This is a genomic window from Streptomyces sp. R-74717, assembly GCF_047305335.1.
GTDB classification, from domain to species: Bacteria; Actinomycetota; Actinomycetes; order Streptomycetales; family Streptomycetaceae; genus Streptomyces; species Streptomyces atratus.
The window spans coordinates 10000029-10019727 of the sequence record NZ_CP102361.1 but is presented as its reverse complement, the minus strand read 5'-3'; the positions used below and the strand labels follow the sequence as shown (position 1 = coordinate 10019727).

The following is a 19699-nucleotide window of genomic DNA, read 5'->3' as shown; positions in this document are numbered from 1 at the left end:
CACCCGGTTAGGCACCGGAGTCCTTCAGGGGAGCGGATGAGGCGTCCCTGTGGGGGCGCGCAGGTGCCAGACGCGCGCCGGGGGGAGGTTGCCCCATACGGTGCGGCAGTCGGCGGCGTAGGTCTGCTGGAAGGTGTCGAGCACGTGGGTGACTCCGCTGTGCCGGGCCAGGCTCCGGGAGGTGCCCAGCAGTGCGCGGAGGCGGGCAGTGCCGCGGTAGCCGAAGTACGTCAGGTGGCCGCCGGGCTTGAGTGCGGTCAGGTAGCCCGTGAGCAGATCGGATACCTCGCGGGGGTGGAAGTTGGCGAACGGCAGCCCGGAGACGATCACGTCGTAGCGCGCCTGGGGGTCGAGCTCCGCCACCGGTCCTGCGATCAGTGCGATGCGTTCCCGGTGGACCGCCAGCCGGGGGTCGGCGCGCAGGTCCGCGGCGAGCAGGCGAGCGAAGCGGGGGTTGGCCTCGACAAGGTCCAGGGTGTCCTCGGGGCCGAGCAGGTCCGCCAGCGCTCGGGAGACCGCGCCGGTTCCGGCACCGACCTCCAGTACGGCGCGCGGCTGCCCGGTGCGGTGCGCCAGCGGCGCGGCGAGCGCCGCGGCGAGGTGACGGCCGCTTGGGGTTACCGCCCCGGTCGTACGGAAGGTCCGGAACGTCTCGGCGAAGAACAGCCGGCGGTCGGCGAGGCGTCGTGCCGGGGTCCGCCGGGCGGGGGAGGTACCTGTCGGGGAGAAGACCATGGCATGGACGCTAGGCAGCCGCGGGCGCATCGGAATCTTCCGATGTATGACGAAGACCCCCGACGAAAGCAGGGGGTCCCGATCGCCGTTCGCCGGGGTCCATAAGGCAGGCGTGTCCCTAGTAGGGCTTTGTTAGGTCCTGTGGTGTGGTTCTGGTGTCGGTGCGGATTGGCCGCATATCGAGCAGGCGCCGGTCCAGGTGGCCAGGAGGGCCTGAAGCGCGCGGAGGACCGCGTAGAGGGTCAGGCCGGCGCAGGCGCTTTTGGGTCGAGCCTGAGCATGGTGCAGAACGCCTGGGCGAGGGAGGCGAGGGTGACGTGGCGGTGCCAGCCGGGGAAGTTGCGGCCCTCGAAGTGGTCCAGGCCCAGACCGTCCTTGAGCTCGCGGTAGTCGTGTTCAACGCGCCAGCGGATCTTGGCGATGCGGACCAGTTCGCGCAGCGGGGTGTCGGCAGGCAGGGTGGAGAGCCAGTAGTCGGTGGGCTCGGCGGTGCCGGGCGGCCATTCGGCCAGCAGCCAGCACTCGGGCAGGGAGCCGTCGGCGGCTCGGCGGATCGTTCGGTTTGCGGGTCGGACCCGCAGCGCCAGGAACCGCGAGCGCATCTCGGCGCGGGGGTTGTGCTTCGTGGTCTTGCTGCCCTGGCGCCAGGTCACGGTTCGTGCCGACGATCGCCCTGTGTTCAGGGCGAGTTGGCGCAGAGTGCTGTGCTGGACGGGGTAGGCCGGTCCGGGCGGGCGGCCCTGGCCGCTGTAGCGCGGACGGTCGGGGACGGCGTCGCCCGGGTAGGCGGTGGTGGTGCCCTTAACCGCGACGGCGTAGGTCAGGTCGCGCTCGGTCAGGCCCTCGCGGAAGCCGGTCGCGTCGCCGTATCCGGCGTCGGCGACCACCGGCAGGTCAGGAAGTTCCCAGCCCTCGCGGACCTCGTCGAGCATGTCCAGGGCCAGGCGCCACTTCTCCTTGTGCCGCTCGCTGTCGGGGATGGCCGCCTTGGCGCGTCGGCGCTGGATTGCCCCGGTCAGCAGCGCATCGCCGGTGTTCTTCGTGTCGTCCCAGCTCTCGGGCAGGAACAGGCGCCAGTTGACCGCCGAGGAAGCGTGGTCGCTGACCAGATTGACGCTGACGCCGATCTGGCAGTTGCCGCGCTTTCCCAGCGCGCCGCAGTACATCCGCGCCACACCCGGTGAGTCGTAGCCGTCCTTGGGAAAGCCCACATCGTCGATCGCGTACGCCTCCGGCGAGATGTGAGCGGCAGCCCAACGAGCCATCCGCTCACGGACCTTGGCCCAGTCCCAGGTCGAGGAGGCCACGAACTGCTGGAGCTGCTGGTGGTCCACGCCCAGGCGCTCGGCCATCGGCTGCATCGACTTGCGCTTGCCGTCCAGCATCAGCCCGCGCAGGTACAGCTCGCCCTTGGCTCGCTGATCCCGCCGGGCCAGAGAACCGAGCATCTCCGCCGCGAACGCGTCCAAGCGTGTGCGGACCGTATCCATCTCCTCGGGTGTCACACCTGAAAGAACATCACAACCTATCTGGAGATGATCAATCGGGGTACCTAACAAAGCCCTACTAGGATGACGAGGTGAAATCCGAGCCGGGGCGCAACGTGCCGTTGTGGGTGGAGGTGCCGTCGGCGGTGCTGCTCGCCCTGCTGTCCACGCTGGAGGGCTTTCGGTCGGCCGGTGACACCCTGGCCGATCCGGCACCGTGGGTGGCGGCGACCGCCTCATTCGTGGTGCTCGCCCGCTACAGGTTTCCGCGGGCGGTGGCGGCCCTGGCGCTGGTCTCGGTCGGCCTGGGATCCGTGTTCCCATTGAGGAAATTTCATCCTGATTTCGCTGGTCACGGGCCTGGTGTGAGCTTGTAGTGGGGTACTCGTGCTGGCCAGGACATGATCGGCAGAGGGAGATCGTCTGTCACCTCTGCACTTCGCTGTTCGCCAGGACGAGTAGGGCCCGCAGGAGGGTGGTCGCGTGGCGGGTGTTCATACGGACCTTGCTGAGGAATCGCCAGGTCTTCAGGTTTGCGAAGCCGTGCTCGACGGCGGCGCGTTCACGGCTGAGCAGGCGGTTGGCCTCCTTCTCGGCGTCGGTGAGCCGGTGGTTGCGGGTGGCCTTGCGGCCGGTGATGATCACCGGGTTGTCAGGGTCGTCGTCCAGGCCGACGAAGCCGAGGTCGGCCAGGGCCCCGAGTTTGGCCTCGCGGAGATGCTCGGTGAGCTTGCTGTGGCGGGCGGTGGTGATCTCGCTGGACCGCCCGGGCTTGGCCGCGGAGATCCAGATCAGGTTGCCCTTCTCGTCGGTGAGCGCAAGAAACAGCAGGCCATGGGACTTGTGTTTCCCGCTGTAGTTCTTGCGGTTCTCTGTCCCGGTGCGGCGGCGGGTGCGCACGAGAGTGCCGTCCAGCAGGACGACCACCCCGCCATCGTCGGCGATCTTCTTCAGGGCCCGGTCCAGGCGCGGGGCGCGGGCAGAGAGCAGGCCGATCACTTCGATCACCCATCGGCGCACGGTCGAGGCGGAGACGTCGTTGCCGCCGGCCATGTCCAGAAGGCGCTGGTCATGACGGAGAACGGCGAGCACGATGATCGCTTGGGTTCCCGGGGTGACCTTGCGCCAGCGGGTGCCCAGCCTCTTGCGCTGCTTGCGTATCAGGTCGGCGACGAGGTCGATGGTCGACTTCGACACCGGAAGGCGAACCTGGTAGACAGCATCCTGAGAGCCCTCGGCGGGCTGGTTGTTCTTCACAAAACACGCCAACTCCCGCCGGGGGCCCTCGCGTTGTGGCAGGAATCGGCCACTTTGCGGCCGGATGCCGGGCTGGTGTCAGCGCGGTCCGTAGCGGCCTGACGGGGTGCGGTGCAGCCAGCCCCGGTCCGCGAGCCGCCTCAGCTTGCCCCTCATCGCCTCGGTCTGCGCGGGCAGCACGCCCAGCCCCAGCTTCTCGCACACCTCTCGGGTCTTGACCGGCCCGTCGGACGCACCCGCGACCACCTGCACAATCCGCTGATAGTCGGCGGGCAGCACCTCTTCGCTCATCCCCTCGACGCGGTGCGGCACGAGCAGCATCCCGCCGGCTCCCGACGCTTGCGTCGCCGGCGGATCCGGCTCCACCGGATCCGGCTCCACCGGATCGGGCTCCACCACCGGATCGTCCCGCCTGCCGCCGTCCGTCGCCTCGGCGTACTGGCCGAACACCACCTCCGCGGCCTCCAGCCGGGCCACCTCGACATCGATCTCGGCGAGCTCCTTACGCAGCCGCTCGGCGCGGTCGGCCAGCAGGACCCGCCGTTCCACCGTCCATGTCAGTACATCCACCATGAACTTCCCCTCCCCGGGCCGGATCTTCCTGCCGGACCCTACGAGGAGACAACCGCCCGTACGGCGACTTCCGCGAACGAGGCCCGTGGCAATCGATCACCTGCTACCGATCATGTTCCAGACCAGCCCGAGTACCCCGCCATCGACTCACGCCAGCCCCGTGACCTGCGAAATCAGGATGGAAATTGATCATTGTTGGTGACGCTCTATCACTTCGCCGCGCGCGGCAGGTTGCGAGCGGTGTGGGTGTGCCTGGGTATCGCTTTGGCCGCCGGGTTGCCGTGGCTGGCGGTTGCGTTGGCGCTGGGACGCCCCTTGTCCGGGGGACGGCTGAACACCTGGACCGGCGCGGGTGTCGGCAATGCCGTGCTGGTGGCTCTGGCCTTGGCCCTCGGTATGTGGGCGGGCAGTCGGCGCAGACTGCTGGGTGCACTGACTGACCAGGTGGAACAGCTGCAGGTGGAGCGTGAACTCCGTGCCGAACAGGCACGGTTGGCTGAGCGGGCACGGATCGCCCGCGAAATGCATGATGTGCTCGCACACCGGCTGAGCCTGCTGATGCTGCACGCCGGGGTACTTCAGCTACGTGCTGAGGGAATGTCACCGGCCGTCCTGGAGCGGTTGACCCTGCTGCGCAGCACGGCCGGACAGGCGTTGGACGATCTGCGCGAGGTGCTGGGGGCGCTGCGCTCCGACCGGCCCGCCGGGTCCGACGGGGCGCCCGCTGTCACGGCGCCGGCCCTGCCGGAGCTGGCGGAGCTGCTCACCGAGGCACGGGCCGCCGGCCAGGTGATCGAGTCGGTGGTGTCCGGTGATGTGGATAGCACGTCCACCAGCCATCGTCTGGCGGTGCACCGGCTCGTACGGGAGGCCCTGACCAATGCCCGCAGGCATGCCCGTGACGCGCCCGTGACGGTGAGCGTGCACTACGGACCGTCGGCCACCACGGTGGAAGTCGTCAACGGACCGGCCGGTCACGTCGGGGAGTTCACGGTATCCGGAGGTCCCGCGATGCCCGGTGGCTATGGCCTGATCGGTCTGGCGGAGCGAGTCGCGGCGCTGGGCGGTCACCTGCACACCGGTACCTGCGGGGGCGGTTGGCGGCTCTCCGCCCGGCTGCCCACCTCCTCACCCGTCCGTCCGCCGGCGTCCGCCTCGTGATCAATATTCTGGTGGTCGACGACGACGCCCTGGTGCGGCTCGGTCTCGTCGACCTGCTGTCCACCGACCCGGAACTGACCGTCGTCGCCGAGGCGGCGGACGGCCTTGCCGCCGTCGAACAGGCGAGCCGGCACCGGGTCGACATTGCCCTGGTCGATGTGCGGATGCCGCGGATGGACGGCATCGCCGCGACCCGCCGGCTGCGCGCGCTCCCGGACCCGCCGCGAGTGATCACCCTGACCACCTTCGACCTGGACGAGCACGTCTACGATGCGCTCGCCGCCGGCGCGGACGGCTTCCTGCTCAAGGACACCGAACCCCGCGAGATCATCCGCGCAGTCCATGTGGTGGCGGACGGCCAGGGCATGCTGCATCCGGCTGCCGCCCGTCGTCTGATCGACCGCTTCCACCGCACCGCCCGCCCCGAAGTGCTGGAAGCCCGCACCCGGGTCGAGGGTCTGACACCTCGTGAGAAGGACGTCCTGGCACGGCTCGCGCTGGGCGATTCCAACGCGGAGATCGCGGTGGCGCTGGGCATGCGCGAAAGTACCGTCAAGGCACACGTCAGCCGGATCCTCGGTGCGCTCGGCGCCGGCAACCGCGTCCAGGCCGCCCTGCTGGCCCGCGATGCAGGGCTGAGCGGCCACGACTGACCGGTTCGCCGCGGGGAGACCGTTTGCTTCCCCTTGGCTGACGCGGTCCCACTCCTACATGGACTGCTGGCCAGACGTCCGCGAAGCCTCCCTCCCGATGTCGACGTCCCCGGGATTCGGCCGGGGCGACGGCCAACCGAACCAGCACTTCCCCCGGGCCTGCCTGCGGTCACGGCACATGGGGGACCTCGAGCACCTCCGGGCCGCCGTAGCGCGAGCGCTTCACTGCTCGGGACACGGTCGACTCCTGTATCCCGGACAGGAATGGGGCCTACTGAGGGCTTCCGCCCCTTTTTACTTGTTATTCGTCAACAACCGATGGTGTCTTGTGTACCGCGTGTCGGTTTGCGCTCACCTACAGGAGGTACTGCCACTTGGTCATGCGGTCCTTCAGGTCTACGGTCTGCCCCTGTGTGAAGGTTCCGTCTCCGCGGTGGTGGAGCAGTTGCGGTTGCGGCTGCGAGGGGTCGGTCCACGCCCTGACGGCCTCCAGCAGGAAGAGGCTGGAGGGGGCCACGAGGCTGCTGTCGGCGACCCTGTACTCGATGTTGGCGAAGCATTCGGCCACGAGCGGTGCCTGGACCTCCTCACCGGCTACGGCGGTCAGGTCGAACTCCTCAAACTTGTCCACGCCGGCGCCCGAGCAGTTGCCGATGTCGATGTCGATGTCGATGTCGATGTCGACCACGGTAGCGGCTCGGTCCGCCGTCGGGACCGAGATGACGCACTCGCCGGTCTCAACCAGGGCCTGGTAGCTGTGGTTGCAGGGGCCGATGGTGCACGCGATCAGAGGCGGGTCGTGGCGCACCATCATGTTGAACCCGTTGGTCATCACGTTCGGGATTCCGCGGTGCCGGGTGGTGACCAGGATGACGGGGGCCGGATTCGATCAGATGGTGAACCTGGTCCAGGGAGTGGAGCTGAAGGTCCTTCGCGCTGATCATGTCTGCTCCTGGCACCGTGCGATCCGCGCGTCGGCGTCTCGGCCGACGCGCTGCCTGTCGATTCGAGTGTCCGCTCGGTGCCCAGCGAGCCCGGGTTGTGGCCGGAAACCCACTGGCCGGTGGCCCGGTCCTGCACGGCGCGGGTCGGCGGGCGCAGCGCGGTCATCAGCTCCAGCCCCGTGGTGGCCGTCGGGCCCCGCGGGGTGATGGCGCGCTGGGCGTAGATACCGAGGACGCGGGCGATGTCGGCCGGTTCCATGTCGGTGACGCCGGGCCAGGACCGGGCATCGAGCACGTCCCAGGACAGCACGGCGAGCTGCACGCACTGACGCTGCCTGGCCTGCGCCGGATGGTAAACGCGCGCCCACGGGTCGAACCCACGCTGCGTCAGCTTCCACTTCGCGCGCGATCTGCTTGACGACCGGGTGGTCCTCCTCCAGGCGCAGCGAGCGGCGCTGCTCGTGGCCCTCCAGGCGCTCCGGGAGTCCGAGTTTCACGGCCGCCTGCGCGGTGAGCACGATCAGCGGGTCTCGGATTCCCATGTGCCGGAAGCGTGCACTTTGCCGGAACAGCAAGAGTAATTGCCCGCTTCAGTACGGGAGTTGCAGTCTGGTTCCGGTCAAAGGCAATCGAATCCGAAAGGCTGCACAATGACTCCCCATGAAGGCGCCAGGCCCGCACCGGACTCTGATGACCGCGCGCCGATCAACAACCGCGTCCACCACGTTGCATCTGGCGAACTGGACGGCTATGCCGCTATCAGCGGAGGCACGGTCGGCTCGAAGAAGCTCTGGATGGGCCTGGTGGAGAACCCGCCGCTGAGCTCGACGGACAACCACCATCACGGCGATTCGGAGGCTGGTATCTACGTGGTCAGCGGTCACCCCGTGTTCGTCTACCACGATGGCACACAGGAAGTACGGCTCGCCGCCAACCCAGGCGATTTCTTCCTCGTCCCCCCGCTCGTCCCGCACCGAGAGGAGAACCCCGACCCGAATGAGCCCGCAGTCGTCGTGATCGCTCGGACCACCCAAGAGCCGATCAAGGTCTCCGTGCCCGGGCTGTATCAGCTCAAAGAGACAGACACACAGTCGAGCCGGTCGACGTCGTAGGGATCGAATCGGCGAGGTCAACCTCGGTTGGCAATGATCAAGCTCCGACCGCGTAGGAGACCCGCTGTCCTGTGCCATCGAACCCCGACCGATTGCCACCGAAGATTGACAGACGACGGTTTGTGTCATCGAAGAATGACCGTGCAGGTCAGCACGTCGAGAACGAGCCGGCGAGACGGTGGCCCGACGGCTCCGCGCTGGGGGCGAGTGCTGGTTCGCCGCATGAGATCTCCGCGCAGGGGCAGCTCGACCGTCCTGGCCTGGGCGGTCATTCTTCCCTACGTTCTTCCACGGGACTGGGCGAGCCCTTCGTATGGTTGGCCCACCCAGGGGCGTCGGGTGTGGCTTTCAAACTTCTGCCGCTTGTGGCTTCCATCGGTTGGCCGCCCGACGTCCCACGACGACTCGGCTGCCAATGAGGAATTGCGAATGATCGCTCCGTAGGTAATTGACAGCGAGGTCGTCCGTCGGGAGGCATCAGCAGCACACCGTACGGAGGCAACACATGGCCGCACTCTGGGCCGGCATCGACGCAGGCAAGACCCACCATCACTGCGTCGCGATCGACGAGGACGACCGTCGGCTGCTGTCGCGACGCGTCGCCAACGACGAACCCGTACTGCTCGAACTCCTCACCGACGTCATGGCCCTGGGCGACGAGGTCACCTGGGGAATCGACCTGGCCGACGGCGGAGCCGCCCTGACCATCGCGATACTCCTCAACCATGAACAGTCGGTGCACTACATCTCCGGCCGGGCCATCCACCGCGCCTCCGAGAGCTACCGCGGCGAAGGCAAGACCGACGCCGAGGACGCCGCCGTCCTAGCCGACCAGGTCCGCATCCGCCGCGACCTGCACCCCTTACGCGCCATCGACGAGACCGTAACCGATCTCAAGATCCTGACCGGCCGCCGCATGGACCTGGTCTCCGACCGCACCCGCACAGTCAACCGCCTCCGCAGTCAGCTCACAGGCATCTTTCCCGGCCTGGAGCGTGAGCTGGACCTCACCAACACCGGCCCCCTCACTCTGCTGACCGGCTACCAGACTCCGGCCGCCCTCCGCCGGATCGGCAGCAAACGGCTGGAGACCTGGCTCCGCAACCGCAAGGTCCGCAGGGCTGATCAGCTCGCCGAGACAGCTGTGCAGGCCGCCCACCGGCAGCACACCAGCCTGCTCGGGGAGAAGCTGACCGCCCAGAGGTCCACACGCTGCTGACCTTGGCCGGCCGCAGCACCACCGCCGCCTCGCGGGGCTTGGCGGAGCGGGGCGTCGATGCCCCGGCCGGGCCCTTCTACGCACTGGAGCATCCCGCCGGCTCGGACCCGGCGACGAAGGCAGACTGCGGATCGGCCTGGCCCCCTGCAGTAACGACGAGGACGGTCGACCGCCTGCTGGAGGCCCTGGCCGACTTCCTCGGCACCACGCCCGCCGTCGGCTGACCCGGCCACGCCCGTGGGCAACCGCTCCGTATCGGGCCGGTGCGGGCCCTCAGGACCCGCACGGGCCCCGCCCCCGAACTGCTGCCGGGACCGGCTCTCTGCGAAGGTTCAGACCGGCAGGATTCCGGTGCACGTTACAGGCGTCGGACTCTCGCCCGGTATTCCTGATGAGAAGCCGCCACGCGCCCTGGGCCGCAGCCAGCCCGACCTGGAACCACCGGCCTGTCCTCGGGGGGGTGCCTCTATATCCTTCGTCAAGGACGTGGTGCCGGGTGTGCGGGTTTTTGGGGTGGTTATGCGGCCAGGATGGCGGTGGGGGCTTTGGACTCGTAGAAGGTGCCGTCGCGGAGCATGGCGAACAGGACGCTGATGCGTTGGCGGGCGAGGCGGAGGAGTGCTTGGGTGTGGGTCTTGCCGCGGGCGCGCTGGCGGTCGTAGTAGGTGCGGGAGGCGGGGTCTGCGTTCATGCAGGCGAAGGCGGAGAGGAACATCGCGCGTTTGAGCTGCCGGTTTCCTCCTCGTGGTGCGTGTTCGCCCTGGATCGAGGTCCCGGACGACTTGGTTGTGGGGGCGAGGCCGGCGTAGGAGGCGAGGTGGGCTGCGCTGGGAAACCCGGTGCCGTCGCCGACCGTGACCAGCAGGACGGCGGCGGTCCTGACTCCGACTCCGGGCATCGAGGTCAGGACCGGGTGAAGAGGGTGGGCCTCCAACAGGGTGGTGATCTGGGCTTCGAGCGCTCTGCGCTGGTCGTGGACCGCTGCGAGCGAGGCGGCCAGGGACGGGATCACGATGTCGAGGGTGCCCGTGCCGGGAACGATGACGGTCTGTTCGTCGAGGGCGTCGAAGATGTCGTCGATCAGCCACTGTGCCATCCGCGGGGCCTTGGGCCGGATGAGTTCGACGAGTCTGCGGCGGCCGGCTTTCCTCAGGGCGGCCGGGGATCCGTATCGTTCGAGGAGCCAGGTGACGGCCCGGTGGTCCAGTCGTGGGCCCAGGACGCGCTCGAGGCTGGGGTGGAACTGGGTGAGCAGGCCGCGTATCCGGTTGCTGGTGCGGGTGGCTTCCGCGGCGAGGTCCTGGTCGAAGCCGGTCAGGACGGTGAGCTCGGCGGTGATCTCGTCGGTCAGCTCCAGCGAGCGCAGGGTGTGGGGCATCGTCCGGGCGGCGTCCGCGATCACCGCCGCGTCCTTCGCGTCGGTCTTCGCCTCGCCGGGATACAGATCGGCGATCCGCCGCATCGCGAGTCCGGGCAGGTAGGCGACCTGGCAGCCCGCGTCCCGGGCGACGGTCAGGGGCAGAGCACCGATCGATGCGGGCTGGTCGACGATCACCAGCACGGTGCCGAACTTCGCGGTCAGCTTGTCGAGGACGGCCCTCAGTTTCGGTTCGCTGTTGGGCATCGGCTTGTCGAAGACCTTCTTCCCGGCCGGGGTCAGCCCGTGGCCGTGATGGGCACTCTTGCCGACGTCCATGCCCAGGAAGACGCCCACATCGCCGGTGTCGAACATCGCACCCCTCCCAAGTGGTTGACCTTGCCGGCCTCGGCGGTGGCACCGTGCTCGCGCATCCACGTTATGCAGACCTGCCGCCCGCGAGCTGCCCGGCATTGCACCGGGCCAGGCGGTGGCCGGACCTCTCATCAGCGTCTCCGACGGCACCCCACGGACCCGGCGACACCACCCCCCAGGTCATCGCTTCGACAGAGGGGACACAGTCATACCGGGCCCGGAGGCCAACGGCCCCATTGCAGGACCGCGAAAAAGATAACGGGGGAGGCCAGGCGGATGCCCAGGTCACCGGCCATCGCTGGGGATGGTCATCCGTAGCCGAAGATCCGCGCGATGAAGAATGCGGCAAAGATGACCGATCCCAGCAAAACAAGTCCTGCCCATACGGCGGGGTGTTCCCAAATGCCTCCGTCCGCGCGTTCCTGGTGGGCTTCACTGATGGAGCCCTCGGCAGGTGGTGTCTCCCCTGGGGGATTCAGTGTTATAGCCACACATCTATTGTCTCTCGGCCGCATCCCTTGCGCACAGGACTGTCGTCCTCCTTCCACGAGCGGCCGGGAGCAGATCTCCGAAGCGGCGGTCACCGCGTCGGCCTGGTCTTTGAGTGCGGCAGGAGTGCGCGAGCGCAGCCATCAGTACGCCATCGGGAAGCGGCGCGGGGCTACCACTGGTCGTCTGCGGTCTCAGCATCGGAGCGGGGGGGGTAGGCCGGCCTGGCTCGCGAGACCTGAGTGCTGCGTCGGTACCTCGCCGGTATCGGAATGATCAATTTCCATCCTGATTTCGCAGGTCACGGGGCTGGCGTGAGTCGATGGCGGGGTACTCGGGCTGGTCTGGAACATGATCGGTAGCAGGTGATCGATTGCCACGGGCCTCGTTCGCGGAAGTCGCCGTACGGGCGGTTGTCTCCTCGTAGGGTCCGGCAGGAAGATCCGGCCCGGGGAGGGGAAGTTCATGGTGGATGTACTGACATGGACGGTGGAACGGCGGGTCCTGCTGGCCGACCGCGCCGAGCGGCTGCGTAAGGAGCTCGCCGAGATCGATGTCGAGGTGGCCCGGCTGGAGGCCGCGGAGGTGGTGTTCGGCCAGTACGCCGAGGCGACGGACGGCGGCAGGCGGGACGATCCGGTGGTGGAGCCCGATCCGGTGGAGCCGGATCCGCCGGCGACGCAAGCGTCGGGAGCCGGCGGGATGCTGCTCGTGCCGCACCGCGTCGAGGGGATGAGCGAAGAGGTGCTGCCCGCCGACTATCAGCGGATTGTGCAGGTGGTCGCGGGTGCGTCCGACGGGCCGGTCAAGACCCGAGAGGTGTGCGAGAAGCTGGGGCTGGGCGTGCTGCCCGCGCAGACCGAGGCGATGCGGGGCAAGCTGAGGCGGCTCGCGGACCGGGGCTGGCTGCACCGCACCCCGTCAGGCCGCTACGGACCGCGCTGACACCAGCCCGGCATCCGGCCGCAAAGTGGCCGATTCCTGCCACAACGCGAGGGCCCCCGGCGGGAGTTGGCGTGTTTTGTGAAGAACAACCAGCCCGCCGAGGGCTCTCAGGATGCTGTCTACCAGGTTCGCCTTCCGGTGTCGAAGTCGACCATCGACCTCGTCGCCGACCTGATACGCAAGCAGCGCAAGAGGCTGGGCACCCGCTGGCGCAAGGTCACCCCGGGAACCCAAGCGATCATCGTGCTCGCCGTTCTCCGTCATGACCAGCGCCTTCTGGACATGGCCGGCGGCAACGACGTCTCCGCCTCGACCGTGCGCCGATGGGTGATCGAAGTGATCGGCCTGCTCTCTGCCCGCGCCCCGCGCCTGGACCGGGCCCTGAAGAAGATCGCCGACGATGGCGGGGTGGTCGTCCTGCTGGACGGCACTCTCGTGCGCACCCGCCGCCGCACCGGGACAGAGAACCGCAAGAACTACAGCGGGAAACACAAGTCCCATGGCCTGCTGTTTCTTGCGCTCACCGACGAGAAGGGCAACCTGATCTGGATCTCCGCGGCCAAGCCCGGGCGGTCCAGCGAGATCACCACCGCCCGCCACAGCAAGCTCACCGAGCATCTCCGCGAGGCCAAACTCGGGGCCCTGGCCGACCTCGGCTTCGTCGGCCTGGACGACGACCCTGACAACCCGGTGATCATCACCGGCCGCAAGGCCACCCGCAACCACCGGCTCACCGACGCCGAGAAGGAGGCCAACCGCCTGCTCAGCCGTGAACGCGCCGCCGTCGAGCACGGCTTCGCAAACCTGAAGACCTGGCGATTCCTCAGCAAGGTCCGTATGAACACCCGCCACGCGACCACCCTCCTGCGGGCCCTACTCGTCCTGGCGAACAGCGAAGTGCAGAGGTGACAGACGATCTCCCTCTGCCGATCATGTCCTGGCCAGCACGAGTACCCCACTACAAGCTCACACCAGGCCCGTGACCAGCGAAATCAGGATGAAATTTCCTCAATGGCCGCTGCGTACCTTCGTCGGGCACGTCGGCCAGGAGCCCCGGTGGGCGGCCGAACCCACGCGCAAGTGTGAGCAGCTGCCCATCCCCGACCCGCGGCAGGCCGATCCCGGCGCCCCGGACGAGTGGGCCCGGTGGCTGCGCGAGGGCGCGGAGGAGCCGATCCGCGCGATCCAGGAGACCAGCGCGGGCACCGAGATGCACACGTTCATCGGGCCGCGGTCGGCGGCCTTCTGGCTGCGCAGGACGCTGAGCGACACCTGTGTCCACCACTACGACGCGGCGTTTGCGACGGACAGTGCGTTCGAGATCGCCGACGACCTCGCGGCCGACGTGATCAGCGAGAGCATGGGCCTGCCGTCCACCCCGGCCTTCGAGGCGGCCGGGCCGGCGGTCGCCGGGCTGCGCGGCCGGGGCGAACGGATCGCGTTCCGGCCGAGGTCCATGGAGGGCTCGGTGATCACCAGGACGCCTGAGGCACTGCGGTGGGAGCGCGGGCCGGTCGACGCCGACGTGGTGGTGTCGGGGACGTGGCGGACCTCATGCTGGTGTTTTCCCGCCGCGTCCCTCCGGAGGACGACCGGGTGACGGTGACGGGCGACCGCGCGTTGCTGGACCACTGGCTGGCCCACACAGCGCTCCAGCCTCAGATGATCCGCAAGGCGTTTCCAGCGCCGCGTCGGTCCGCCTGGCGATCTGGCCCCACCCGATACGCTGTTCAGCAGCGTCTGCCGGGCAGGGTTGACGGCCCGACCTGGTCGTCGCTACCGACGCCGGTCGGGCCGCGCTGACATAGAACCTGTCGGCCACCATGCACAGTGGTGGACGACCAGTGTCGGTCGGGTCGGCGCCGTGGCATGTGGGCTTCGACGGCTTGCTTCCCGGTCGACGTCTGGCACAGGTCACCTGCTGGCGCCTCGTATGTTTCGCAAGGAATTGCTGCGGCGCCGGTGTGGTCGAGAAGCTTGAAGCGAGGGCTGTGGGTCTTCGCGGCCACCAGGCCTGTCCCTGGGCTGATGCACGCCGATCCTGGTTCGGCGGCACAGTATGAGCAGGGCAACTGCTCTGCCGCTCGCATGCGTGCCTCGACGCGCCGCGTGCGTTCAGCCTCCTCCGCCTCCTGGCATCTCCGAAGCTCTGCTTCCGATCTCTCTTCTCCTCAAGGATTCGCTCGTACGTGTCAGGGTGGTTTCGGCACGGACCATGCACAATCAGCTTCCATCGGCAGGGGTCGCCGCCTTTGGTTGACGCCCCACACCGGTTTTCGTTGTTCCTGGGAGCGTGGTGAACGCACGGCGCGTGCTGCGTGTTCACCCGGCAGGGGAGTTACGGGATCGGTCACGCCCGCAACATAGCGGTGGTCGGTGAGCTCCGGACGGTGCACTGGCGGCTCACGCGATCGATGGCTACCGGGGCCTGACCGGCGTCACGGTCGGAATCCGGTCAGGGAGCCAGATAACGATCTGCTGCGTTGTGAACCCGTACCAGCCTTCGCCGTAAGCGACGTTCATGCCCTGTCCAGTCCAGTGGGCGAGGCGAGCATGGTCGCCCTCACCAATTCCATACGGGGCGCTCGTCATGGCCGCCGGCCGGCCGTTCAGGGTCCAGCCGCTGCCGTGATCGAGCCAGTGATGGTCCGGAGGGTTCGACCCGTAACGGGTACACCGGTCCCCGCGGGAAGTGGGCGCACATCGCCGGGACACCTTCCGGGTCAGCCAGTACGGACAACAGGCGATCGTGTTGTGCTTGAAGCCGTGCTTCTCAGCCCACTCCAGCACGAGTTGCTGGGCTTCCTCCCGGCTCTCCACGTGCTCCCTGTAGCGTTCGTCGGACCACTCGGACGGGCGCCTCATCACGGCTACTCCGTACGGCCAGTCGACATCTCCGAAGTCGTTCTTGCCGAAGATGGCGATCGCGCGGGACAGGTCCATGTGGCCTCCAGATGAATGGTGGGTGCGGCGCTTCGCTGCCCCGGTTCAGCTGTACAGCTTGGCCTTGACCGCTTGGTGGGCCCCATGGGCGGCGAGGCGCGCGGTGCACTCGGTCCGGGTGACGATGGTGGCCGGCCGCAGCGGGCGCATCAGCTCGGCACCCGGCACCGCCCCGATCCCGGCGGCTGTCTCGTGATCGGCAACCAGGCAGGGCAGGCAGCAGTGACACATCAGGGCATGGATGCCGGCGATGTGGCCTCCCATGCAAACCCGTCCGGGTCGGTGAAAGGCCCGGCATCGCCGCCGATCACGAGCCGGTGCGATCCCGTGCCGTCGGGAGAGACGCCGACGTCCTTGGCAAGGGCACGGCGCCTGTACAGCGCCAGCTTGACGGGACTCGACCCAGCAGCGAACTCGACGTACATGCGGCTGAAGCTCTTCGTCACGGCAAGGCCTTGGCCGACGTAGAACCGCTTGCTCGCGGCCACGTCCGCGACTCCCAGCAGGAGCACGATCTCGTCGACCTGCCGGGTGGCGGGGCCGGTGTCCTTCTTCGCCGAGGTCGCGACCTTCCAGATCGTCCCGTCCGGGGCTTGTACGACACCGCCGTAGCCCCAGAGCGACTTCGCGGCAGGCTTCAGCGGCGTGGCGCCGGCGTCGAGGGCAGCGTCGATGAGGCTGTTGACGGTGGCCGGCTGGGACACCGTGAGCGCCAGCGTGAACCCACGGAAGCCGGTTGTGGGTGCCTCCGAGGCCCGCAGGCGTACCTGCGTGTCCAAACCGAAGGCGGCGGTGTAGAAGCGGTTGGCGGCCGTAGGGTCGGCCACGTCGAGGGTGACGGATTCGATGGATGCCATGGCCATCACGCTAGTTGCGGCTCGGCGACCGGCGCTTCTTGATTCCTGATCGGTCTTGTCACCTGTTTTGCCACACACGGCGGCATCCCTGCCGCAGCGCCCGTTGCGCGGCGCCGATAGGCGCTGGGCGGCATGCCGACCAGCTCGGTGAAGCGGGTGCTGAAGGTGCCCAGCGATGAGCAGCCGACCGCGAAGCAGACCTCGGTGACGCTGAGGTCGCCACGACGCAGCAGCGCCGTCGCGCGCTCGATGCGACGCGTCATCAGGTACGCGTACGGCGACTCGCCGTAGGCCAGCCGGAACTGGCGGCTGAGGTGCCCGGCGGACATGTTCACGCCGCGGGCGAGCGCCTCGACGTTCAGCGGCAGCGCGTACTCACGGTCGATCCGGTCGCGGACACGGCGCAGTCGCGCGAGGTCACTCAGGCGGTGCGCCGCGGTGCGTGCGCGCCCCCACGAGGGGTGACACATGAGAGAACTCCTTTTCATCGATGTCCGCGAGCAGAGCACCTGGGTTGCATGCCGAGGTAGGCGGCGAGGTGCTCGATGGTGATGACCGGCTTGCCCGAGTCGACGAGCCGGTCGAGCAGGCCGAGCAACTGCTCGACGGCGGCGGGATGGAGGCCAGTGGTCGACTCAGCGAGGATGCAGATGCCGCCCTTCAGTGCCGTCGGCGCGCGCCTCGGCCTCGGCGGCCGACATCGCGAGCACCTCTGCGATGGTGCGGCCGCCGAGGGAGTGGTCGAGGACAGCGGCCTGGAAGCGCCGGCCACCGTATTCTTCGCAGGTGGTCGCGATTCCGGCCATCATGGCCGAATCAATGACCGGACGGCTCAGCGAAGCTCCTGGATGCGGACCAGGTTGCCTGCGGGATCGCGGAAGGCACAGTCGCGGATGCCGTAGGGCTGCTCGGTCGGCTCCTGGACGACCTCGGCGTCGCCGGCCTGCATCTTCTCGAAAGTGCCGTCGAGGTCCCGAGTGGCCAGCAGGATCCAGCCGTAGGTGCCCTTGGCCATCATCTCGACGATGGTGCGACGCTCGTCCTCGGTGACCCCAGGGTCGGCGGCCGGCGGCGCCAGGAGGATGGACGTGCCCGGCTGGCCGACGGGGCCGACCGTGATCCAGCGCATCTTGCCCTGTCCGACATCGCTGCGGACCTCGAAGCCGAGACTGTCGCGGTAGAAAGCCAGGGATGCGTCCGGGTCGTCATGCGGGAGGGAGCTCGTGTGAATGGTGATGTCCATGACGATCAGACTAGGTGCGGCTCCGTGACCCGCGCTTCTCGATTCCTGATCGATCTGGCCACCTGTTTCGCCACAGCCTGAAGCACACTGACCGTCCAGACTGCGACTGAACGTGTACGTGACGTTCACCCGAGACAAGTAGTTGGCGCGGGTGGCGCTCTACTTGACGCCGAGGGACCCAGTACTTTTCGCCGACGAGGATCCCTGCCTGACGCTCAACACGCACCCTGGGCCGCACCTCACCAGACCCGTTGATCACGAATCGGCCGACTACGAAGAAACGGGGTCATCAGGAGGCGCTGCGGCACTCTGGTTAGGAACGGTCCCGGTGCGGATAGGAACGCGGCGGCATCGCGCACTCGGTTCCCCTGTTGCTGCCGGGGTCTCGCGGCCAGACCCGGGGCAATGTCCGAGTCGGCTGATAGCGTGCCGCATCCGGCCGAAAAGATCACGAGAGGACTGCATCCGTGCAGGAAGTGACGCGCCACGAGGTCAGCGAACAGCGCATAGCCCAGGCAGTTGACGACATCAGCCGACGGACCCGGCGGCGGTGGCACGGGATGCGCTACGACGACGCGTCCCCGGAGAAGCTGCAGGAAATGCATGACGAGCTCCTCGACCACATCGCCGCCCGCACCGTGGAGGATCCCACGCTCGACGAGGCATCGCGCTCGGCACTGCGGACCGCGACGGAGTGTTCCCTGGGGGTACTGAGCGTTGGCTGCTTCCCCGACGGCGACCAGGAGATCGTCTTTCCGCTCATCGGCGAGAAGCTCAGCAGCGATGACATCGCCTTCGGCGACGTCATCGAGCAGGCCCCCACGGCCGGAACGTGGTTCGACACGTTTGCGATGTGCCTGGTCAGCGGCCTGGTGTGGGAATGGCAGCGGGTGATCGGTCTGCTGCTGCGCAGCGACTACGCGCCCGCGATCCGCGACGGGGTGCCGTACTCGAAGCTGAACTCGACGTCGGATCCGGCGGACCTTGCGGCGATGGCCGCACTGTGCGGCTACCTGACCCAGGCGCGCGGGCACCTGCCCCGCGACTGGCCCACCGTGACCCTGTGCAAGCCGGACGCCGACGTGCGCGCCGAGGCTGCCCGGGAACTGGACACAGCCGGCTCCCTGACACCGGACCAGCGCCTCCTTCGCGTACTCCTCGACGACGACCAACACGCCTTTGAGCAGGCTCTCGTGGCCCGGCTCATCGAGCACCGGGAAAGCGTGGGACCCGATCCCGCCCCCAGGACTCTACTGCCGCTCGGCGCCCTTGCCCTGGCCGCCCTTGCGGTCCAAGTGCACGGGTGGGAGTTGGGCGTCCGGTCCGGCTACCTGCCGCACGGCATGCTGGGTTCCCCGGAGGCGCTGCGGCGAGCGGCGGACGCCGGCGAAAATGATCTGGGCTATTGGACCGCCAAGTAGTCAGTTCGGACAGCCCTCAGTCCTCAAGCGCATCGACACTGGCCGCGGCCACTGCGCCGACCCTCTCGGCCGGCTCGCGCAACTCGTCCTCCCCCGCGCCGACAGCGTTGTCGAGGACGCCGGGCAGTTCACCGCCGTTCCCCGTCATCACATACATCGAGCACAGAAACCCCTTGCAGCGGGCCGCCTCGGCGAGGTCGGCCCGCTGGCCCGGGACTCCCGAAGCTACGGCCAGGTGACAATTGGCACGCCGGACCGTGGGAACTCGGCGCAGTTTCGTTCCCGTGTCGGCTCTGGTGGCCGCGGCACTTATCGCGACCACCGGCGCCGCTTGCCCTGCGACCAACGCAGCGGCTTCGGTTGTACGTTCGTCGGACTCCGGCCAGGGAAGCGTAGGCGTACGTCTCGTGGACATTCCGGTCGACCTGATCGACGATCCGCGAGCACGGCACTACATCGTCGACAATCTGGCGCCGGGCACGACCGTGCACCGCCGCATCGAAGTGCTGAACACCACTCGCGCTGCCGAGGACAGGGATACGGCACGGACGCGCTCGACGCGCTGGCCGATCTCGCCTTCGGTGAACTGCCCATGCACCGCATCCAGGCAGTCACCCACACCGCCGACACTGCCGCGCTCACCATCCTGGCCAAAGCTGGATTCGTCCAGGAGGGAGTGCGTCGCTCAGCATGTCTGCACAGGGGGGGCGCCATGACATCGCGGTCCTGTCCTTGCTCCGCGATGAGTGGGAGGCGCTCGCACGCCCGAAGTCCTGGGACATCTGAGCAGGGCTGGGGGCTGGGGCGGTTGGTGCTTGGCTCGGCTGCCGATGAGGTTGGTCGACGCACTGGAGGCTGGGGCTCGTGGCGACGCGGGTGTTCGCGGAGGGGTCCGGTGGCAGCGGGTCGCGCGTGCTCGCGCACATGC

Annotated in this window: 22 protein-coding genes and 4 pseudogenes; 11 read left to right on the top strand and 15 right to left on the bottom strand. The window is 68.2% G+C overall.

Annotated elements, in window-relative coordinates; genetic code table 11:
• Nucleotides 1–24 precede the first annotated feature (24 nt).
• Nucleotides 25–735, bottom strand: coding sequence for a class I SAM-dependent methyltransferase (locus NRF20_RS45790; RefSeq protein WP_413754461.1), 711 nt, complete (start codon nt 733–735; stop codon nt 25–27).
• A gap of 242 nt (nt 736–977) precedes the next feature.
• Entirely contained in the window at nt 978–2240 is a 1263-nt protein-coding gene (locus NRF20_RS45785) for an IS701 family transposase (protein ID WP_413752125.1), read from the bottom strand.
• A gap of 74 nt (nt 2241–2314) precedes the next feature.
• Here NRF20_RS45785 and NRF20_RS45780 point away from each other — a divergent pair, with 74 nt between their 5' ends.
• Nucleotides 2315–2599, top strand: a complete 285-nt coding sequence (locus NRF20_RS45780; RefSeq protein ID WP_413754460.1) for a hypothetical protein — start codon at nt 2315–2317, stop codon at nt 2597–2599.
• Nucleotides 2600–2648: 49 nt separating this feature from the next.
• On the opposite strand, the gene NRF20_RS45775 is transcribed toward NRF20_RS45780, so the two are convergent.
• Together NRF20_RS45775 and NRF20_RS45770 are read right to left on the bottom strand one after the other, a co-directional pair.
• Nucleotides 2649–3479: a transposase family protein gene (locus NRF20_RS45775; protein ID WP_413751748.1), complete on the bottom strand. Its 831-nt coding sequence runs from the start codon at nt 3477–3479 to the stop codon at nt 2649–2651.
• 78 nt (nt 3480–3557) lie between these two features.
• Nucleotides 3558–4052: a hypothetical protein gene (locus NRF20_RS45770; RefSeq protein WP_413754293.1), complete on the bottom strand. Its 495-nt coding sequence runs from the start codon at nt 4050–4052 to the stop codon at nt 3558–3560.
• Nucleotides 4053–4250: 198 nt separating this feature from the next.
• Here NRF20_RS45770 and NRF20_RS45765 point away from each other — a divergent pair, with 198 nt between their 5' ends.
• Both NRF20_RS45765 and NRF20_RS45760 read left to right on the top strand, forming a co-directional pair.
• Nucleotides 4251–5213 (top strand): sensor histidine kinase, encoded by a 963-nt coding sequence (locus NRF20_RS45765; protein WP_413754459.1) that lies wholly within the window; start codon nt 4251–4253, stop codon nt 5211–5213.
• Nucleotides 5210–5866, top strand: a complete 657-nt coding sequence (locus NRF20_RS45760) for a response regulator (RefSeq protein WP_398634460.1) — start codon at nt 5210–5212, stop codon at nt 5864–5866. The genes NRF20_RS45765 and NRF20_RS45760 overlap by 4 nt, the downstream gene beginning before the upstream one ends.
• A gap of 355 nt (nt 5867–6221) precedes the next feature.
• Here NRF20_RS45760 and NRF20_RS45755 read toward each other — a convergent pair whose 3' ends face one another.
• Both NRF20_RS45755 and NRF20_RS45750 read right to left on the bottom strand, forming a co-directional pair.
• The gene (locus tag NRF20_RS45755; RefSeq protein WP_398634461.1) at nt 6222–6698 is read right to left on the bottom strand and encodes a flavin reductase family protein; all 477 of its coding nucleotides are present in this window, start codon (nt 6696–6698) and stop codon (nt 6222–6224) included.
• Between the two features lie 143 nt (nt 6699–6841).
• Nucleotides 6842–7340, bottom strand: a pseudogene (locus NRF20_RS45750) (transcriptional regulator); the annotation flags it as partial.
• A 120-nt stretch (nt 7341–7460) separates the two neighbouring features.
• Between NRF20_RS45750 and NRF20_RS45745 the strand changes: the two are divergent.
• From NRF20_RS45745 to NRF20_RS45735, 3 genes and pseudogenes are all read left to right on the top strand, one after another.
• Entirely contained in the window at nt 7461–7922 is a 462-nt protein-coding gene (locus tag NRF20_RS45745) for a cupin domain-containing protein (RefSeq protein ID WP_398634479.1), read from the top strand.
• A 505-nt stretch (nt 7923–8427) separates the two neighbouring features.
• A pseudogene (locus NRF20_RS45740) lies at nt 8428–9123 on the top strand (IS110 family transposase); the annotation flags it as partial.
• Between the two features lie 20 nt (nt 9124–9143).
• On the top strand, nt 9144–9365 hold the full coding sequence (locus NRF20_RS45735; RefSeq protein ID WP_398634462.1) for a hypothetical protein: 222 nt from the start codon (nt 9144–9146) through the stop codon (nt 9363–9365).
• Nucleotides 9366–9658: 293 nt separating this feature from the next.
• Here the strand turns inward: NRF20_RS45735 and NRF20_RS45730 are convergent, their stop codons facing one another.
• Both NRF20_RS45730 and NRF20_RS45725 read right to left on the bottom strand, forming a co-directional pair.
• Nucleotides 9659–10873, bottom strand: a complete 1215-nt coding sequence (locus NRF20_RS45730; RefSeq protein WP_413754458.1) for an IS110 family transposase — start codon at nt 10871–10873, stop codon at nt 9659–9661.
• Between the two features lie 308 nt (nt 10874–11181).
• Nucleotides 11182–11364: a DUF6480 family protein gene (locus NRF20_RS45725; protein WP_398634463.1), complete on the bottom strand. Its 183-nt coding sequence runs from the start codon at nt 11362–11364 to the stop codon at nt 11182–11184.
• Nucleotides 11365–11827: 463 nt separating this feature from the next.
• Between NRF20_RS45725 and NRF20_RS45720 the strand changes: the two genes are divergently transcribed.
• The 3 genes from NRF20_RS45720 (at nt 11828) to NRF20_RS45710 (ending at nt 13907) form a co-directional block, all read left to right on the top strand.
• On the top strand, nt 11828–12307 hold the full coding sequence (locus NRF20_RS45720; protein WP_413751749.1) for a hypothetical protein: 480 nt from the start codon (nt 11828–11830) through the stop codon (nt 12305–12307).
• 78 nt (nt 12308–12385) lie between these two features.
• Entirely contained in the window at nt 12386–13216 is an 831-nt protein-coding gene (locus tag NRF20_RS45715; RefSeq protein ID WP_413751748.1) for a transposase family protein, read from the top strand.
• Nucleotides 13217–13286: 70 nt separating this feature from the next.
• A complete protein-coding gene (locus NRF20_RS45710; protein WP_413754457.1) occupies nt 13287–13907 on the top strand; it encodes a maleylpyruvate isomerase N-terminal domain-containing protein in 621 nt (206 codons plus the stop codon).
• Between the two features lie 818 nt (nt 13908–14725).
• Here NRF20_RS45710 and NRF20_RS45705 read toward each other — a convergent pair.
• The 6 genes and pseudogenes from NRF20_RS45705 to NRF20_RS45680 all read right to left on the bottom strand — a co-directional run bounded on the left by NRF20_RS45705 (nt 14726) and on the right by NRF20_RS45680 (nt 17350).
• Nucleotides 14726–15250 carry a hypothetical protein gene (locus NRF20_RS45705; RefSeq protein WP_398634465.1) on the bottom strand — a complete coding sequence of 175 codons (525 nt, stop codon included), beginning with the start codon at nt 15248–15250 and terminating at the stop codon, nt 14726–14728.
• Between the two features lie 45 nt (nt 15251–15295).
• Nucleotides 15296–15514, bottom strand: coding sequence for a hypothetical protein (locus NRF20_RS45700; protein WP_398634466.1), 219 nt, complete (start codon nt 15512–15514; stop codon nt 15296–15298).
• Complete coding sequence (locus NRF20_RS45695; RefSeq protein ID WP_398634467.1) at nt 15481–16107, bottom strand: glyoxalase; 627 nt, start codon at nt 16105–16107, stop codon at nt 15481–15483. Before NRF20_RS45695 ends, NRF20_RS45700 begins: the two co-directional genes overlap by 34 nt.
• Nucleotides 16108–16112: 5 nt before the next feature.
• Nucleotides 16113–16577, bottom strand: coding sequence for a helix-turn-helix transcriptional regulator (locus NRF20_RS45690; RefSeq protein ID WP_398634468.1), 465 nt, complete (start codon nt 16575–16577; stop codon nt 16113–16115).
• 53 nt (nt 16578–16630) lie between these two features.
• Nucleotides 16631–16925 (bottom strand): annotated as a pseudogene (locus NRF20_RS45685) (excinuclease ABC subunit UvrA); the annotation flags it as partial.
• Nucleotides 16926–16939: 14 nt separating this feature from the next.
• On the bottom strand, nt 16940–17350 hold the full coding sequence (locus NRF20_RS45680; RefSeq protein WP_398634469.1) for a VOC family protein: 411 nt from the start codon (nt 17348–17350) through the stop codon (nt 16940–16942).
• Nucleotides 17351–17817: 467 nt separating this feature from the next.
• Between NRF20_RS45680 and NRF20_RS45675 the strand changes: the two genes are divergently transcribed.
• Nucleotides 17818–18771 (top strand): immunity 49 family protein, encoded by a 954-nt coding sequence (locus tag NRF20_RS45675; protein ID WP_398634470.1) that lies wholly within the window; start codon nt 17818–17820, stop codon nt 18769–18771.
• Nucleotides 18772–18787: 16 nt separating this feature from the next.
• Here NRF20_RS45675 and NRF20_RS45670 read toward each other — a convergent pair whose 3' ends face one another.
• A complete protein-coding gene (locus NRF20_RS45670; RefSeq protein ID WP_413754456.1) occupies nt 18788–18919 on the bottom strand; it encodes a hypothetical protein in 132 nt (43 codons plus the stop codon).
• An 87-nt stretch (nt 18920–19006) separates the two neighbouring features.
• Between NRF20_RS45670 and NRF20_RS45665 the strand changes: the two are divergent.
• Nucleotides 19007–19378, top strand: a pseudogene (locus NRF20_RS45665) (hypothetical protein); the annotation flags it as partial.
• Nucleotides 19379–19699: the final 321 nt, after the last annotated feature.

Coding starts and splice junctions, on each gene's coding strand:
- NRF20_RS45745 (WP_398634479.1), top strand. CDS start 7,461: ATGACTCCCCATGAAGGCGCCAGGCCCGCACCGGACTCTGATGACCGC.
- NRF20_RS45790 (WP_413754461.1), bottom strand. CDS start 735: ATGGTCTTCTCCCCGACAGGTACCTCCCCCGCCCGGCGGACCCCGGCA.
- NRF20_RS45730 (WP_413754458.1), bottom strand. CDS start 10,873: ATGTTCGACACCGGCGATGTGGGCGTCTTCCTGGGCATGGACGTCGGC.
- NRF20_RS45670 (WP_413754456.1), bottom strand. CDS start 18,919: ATGACGGGGAACGGCGGTGAACTGCCCGGCGTCCTCGACAACGCTGTC.
- NRF20_RS45680 (WP_398634469.1), bottom strand. CDS start 17,350: ATGGACATCACCATTCACACGAGCTCCCTCCCGCATGACGACCCGGAC.
- NRF20_RS45755 (WP_398634461.1), bottom strand. CDS start 6,698: ATGACCAACGGGTTCAACATGATGGTGCGCCACGACCCGCCTCTGATC.
- NRF20_RS45770 (WP_413754293.1), bottom strand. CDS start 4,052: ATGGTGGATGTACTGACATGGACGGTGGAACGGCGGGTCCTGCTGGCC.
- NRF20_RS45705 (WP_398634465.1), bottom strand. CDS start 15,250: ATGGACCTGTCCCGCGCGATCGCCATCTTCGGCAAGAACGACTTCGGA.
- NRF20_RS45695 (WP_398634467.1), bottom strand. CDS start 16,107: ATGGCATCCATCGAATCCGTCACCCTCGACGTGGCCGACCCTACGGCC.
- NRF20_RS45690 (WP_398634468.1), bottom strand. CDS start 16,577: ATGTGTCACCCCTCGTGGGGGCGCGCACGCACCGCGGCGCACCGCCTG.
- NRF20_RS45720 (WP_413751749.1), top strand. CDS start 11,828: ATGGTGGATGTACTGACATGGACGGTGGAACGGCGGGTCCTGCTGGCC.
- NRF20_RS45700 (WP_398634466.1), bottom strand. CDS start 15,514: ATGGGAGGCCACATCGCCGGCATCCATGCCCTGATGTGTCACTGCTGC.